This is a genomic window from Aminobacter sp. P4_H6_2 (genome assembly GCF_056400805.1).
Genome location: NZ_JBFUKO010000741.1, coordinates 1 through 2,463, shown reverse-complemented (window position 1 = coordinate 2,463; position 2,463 = coordinate 1). Strand labels below are relative to the sequence as shown.

General features: G+C 65.0%; 2 protein-coding genes. Both read left to right on the top strand.

The window, feature by feature from the left end; genetic code table 11:
* Nucleotides 1-796, top strand: a 796-nt coding sequence (locus tag AC1DUU_RS29485; RefSeq protein WP_476786866.1) for a 2-oxo acid dehydrogenase subunit E2, incomplete at its 5' end; no start/stop codon positions are given.
* Between the two features lie 7 nt (nucleotides 797-803).
* Nucleotides 804-2,463: dihydrolipoyl dehydrogenase (lpdA, locus tag AC1DUU_RS29480; RefSeq protein WP_476786865.1), on the top strand; the 1,660-nt coding region annotated here is incomplete at its 3' end.

Genomic DNA, 2,463 nt, shown 5'->3' with positions numbered 1-2,463 from the left:
CATCACGGCACATATCAAGGAGCGGCTCACAGGAGGTTCCCCGGTGCAGGTGTCCGGAACCGGCATCGGCGCCGCCCTGCCAGCCTGGCCTGCGGTCGACTTCGAAAAGTTCGGTTCGGTTGAGCGTCAGCCGCTGTCGCGTATCCAGAAGATCTCGGGCGGCAATCTCACCCGCAATTGGCTGACCATTCCGCATGTCACCAACTTCGACAAGGCCGACGTGACCGGGCTTGAGGAATTCCGCAAGGAGCTCAATGCGGCCAACAAGGACGCCAAGGTGACGATGGTCGCCTTCTTGATCAAGGCGTCGGCGCTGGCGCTAAAAGCATACCCGCGCTTCAACACCTCGCTCGACGGCGACGAGCTGGTGCTCAAGAGCTACGTTCACATTGGCTTCGCAGCCGACACCCCCAAGGGGCTGATGGTGCCGGTGATCCGCGATTGTGACAGCAAGGGCGTACTCGAGATCGCCACCGAAATGCGCGTGCTCGCCGACAAGGCGCGCGGCAGTGGGCTATCGGCCGCCGACATGCAAGGCGGCTGTTTCTCGGTGTCGTCGCTCGGCGGCATTGGCGGGGCCGGTTTCACGCCAATCATCAATGCGCCTGAGGTGGCAATCCTCGGCGCTGGCCGCTCGGCAATGGAAGCCATCTGGGATGGCAAAGCCTTCCAGCCGAGGCTGATCATGCCGGTCTCCCTGTCGTGGGATCACCGCGTCATCGACGGCGTCGCCGCGGCCCGGTTCCTGGGCCACATATCTGCCCTGCTGGGCGATTTCCGCCGCGCGATCGTATGAGGCCGAGATGAGCATCACCGAAATCAGGGTGCCCGAAATGGGCGACTTCAAAGACGTCGCCGTTATCGAGGTTCACATCAAGCCGGGTGACGACATCGCCCTCGACCAGACGTTGATCGTGCTCGAATCCGACAAGGCGTCGATCGACGTGCCGTCGCCCTTTGCTGGACGCATCGCGTCGGTCGAACTCGCCATTGGCCAGCGTGTTTCCAAGGGCGCGCTGATCGCCATCGTGGAAGCGGCAGCGGGCGTAGACGAAGCCAAGCCTGCGGCCGCTCCGGAAGCGCCGGCCGCGGCTGCGTCACCCATCCCGGCAGCCACGCCATCGCCCGCCTCGGGTGCCGCGCCTGATTGCGACGTGCTGGTGATCGGCGGCGGACCGGGCGGCTATTCCGCTGCCTTCCGCGCCGCCGATCTTGGCCAGCGGGTGATCCTGGTCGAACGCGACACCACGCTTGGCGGCGTGTGCCTCAATGTCGGCTGCATCCCCTCCAAGGCACTGCTGCATGTCGCGGCGATCAAGGAGGAGGCCGTGCGCCTCGCGGATCACGGTGTCGCCTTCGATACGCCGACCGTCGACCTCGACAAGCTGCGCAGCTTCAAGGCCGGCGTCGTCACCAATCTCACCGACGGGCTGAAGGGCATGGCACGGCTGCGCAAGGTCGAGGTGGTCAGGGGCACGGCAACGTTTGCCGATGCCAATGTTGTCGATGTCGCGCAGTCCCACGGAACGGGCCGTAGGATCGTCTTCGCCAAGGCGATCGTCGCCGCCGGCTCGGTGCCGGTCCGGCTGCCATTCCTGCCCGACGATCCGCGCATCGTCGATTCCACGGGCGCGCTCGAACTACCCTTCATCCCCGAACGCATGCTGGTTATCGGCGGTGGAATCATCGGACTCGAAATGGCCACTGTCTACAGCTCGCTCGGGGCGCGCGTCGATGTGGTCGAACAGCTTGACACGCTGCTGCCCGATGTCGACCGCGACGTGGTCGAGGTCTGGCGCAAGCGCAACGCCCACCGCTTCGATGCGATCCTTCTAGGTGCGCGCGTCGAAAGCGTCGTTGCCGAGGAAGATGCACTTGTCGTGACGACGACCGGCGTGGGCGCTGGCGTCAGGCGCTACGACCTGATCCTTCAGGCGGCCGGCCGGCGACCGGCAGCCGAGGCGCTGCAGTTGGTTGCGGCCGGCGTCACCCTCGATGCCAGGGGCTTCATCGAGGTAGATGCGCAGATGCGCACGCGCAACCAGAACGTCTTTGCGGTCGGCGACGTCACCGGCAATCCGATGCTGGCGCACAAGGCGGTGCATCAGGGCCATGTCGCGGCAGAAGCTGCAACCGGACTCAACAGCTTCATGGATGCCAAGGTGGTGCCGTCGGTCGCCTATACCGATCCCGAGATCGCCTGGGTCGGCGTAGCCGAGGACGCCGCTAACGCGGCCGGACGCGGTGTTGAGGTCGGCAAGTTCCCGTGGGCAGCCTCGGGACGGGCCATTGCTAATGGCGCGGACTACGGCCTGACCAAGCTTGTGTTTGATGGTGAAACGCATCGTATCATCGGCGGCACCATCGTTGGTCAGTCCGCAGGCGACATGATCGGGGAGATCTGCCTGGCGATCGAGATGGGGGCGGATGCGTTGGACATCAGCAAGACCATCCACCCGCACC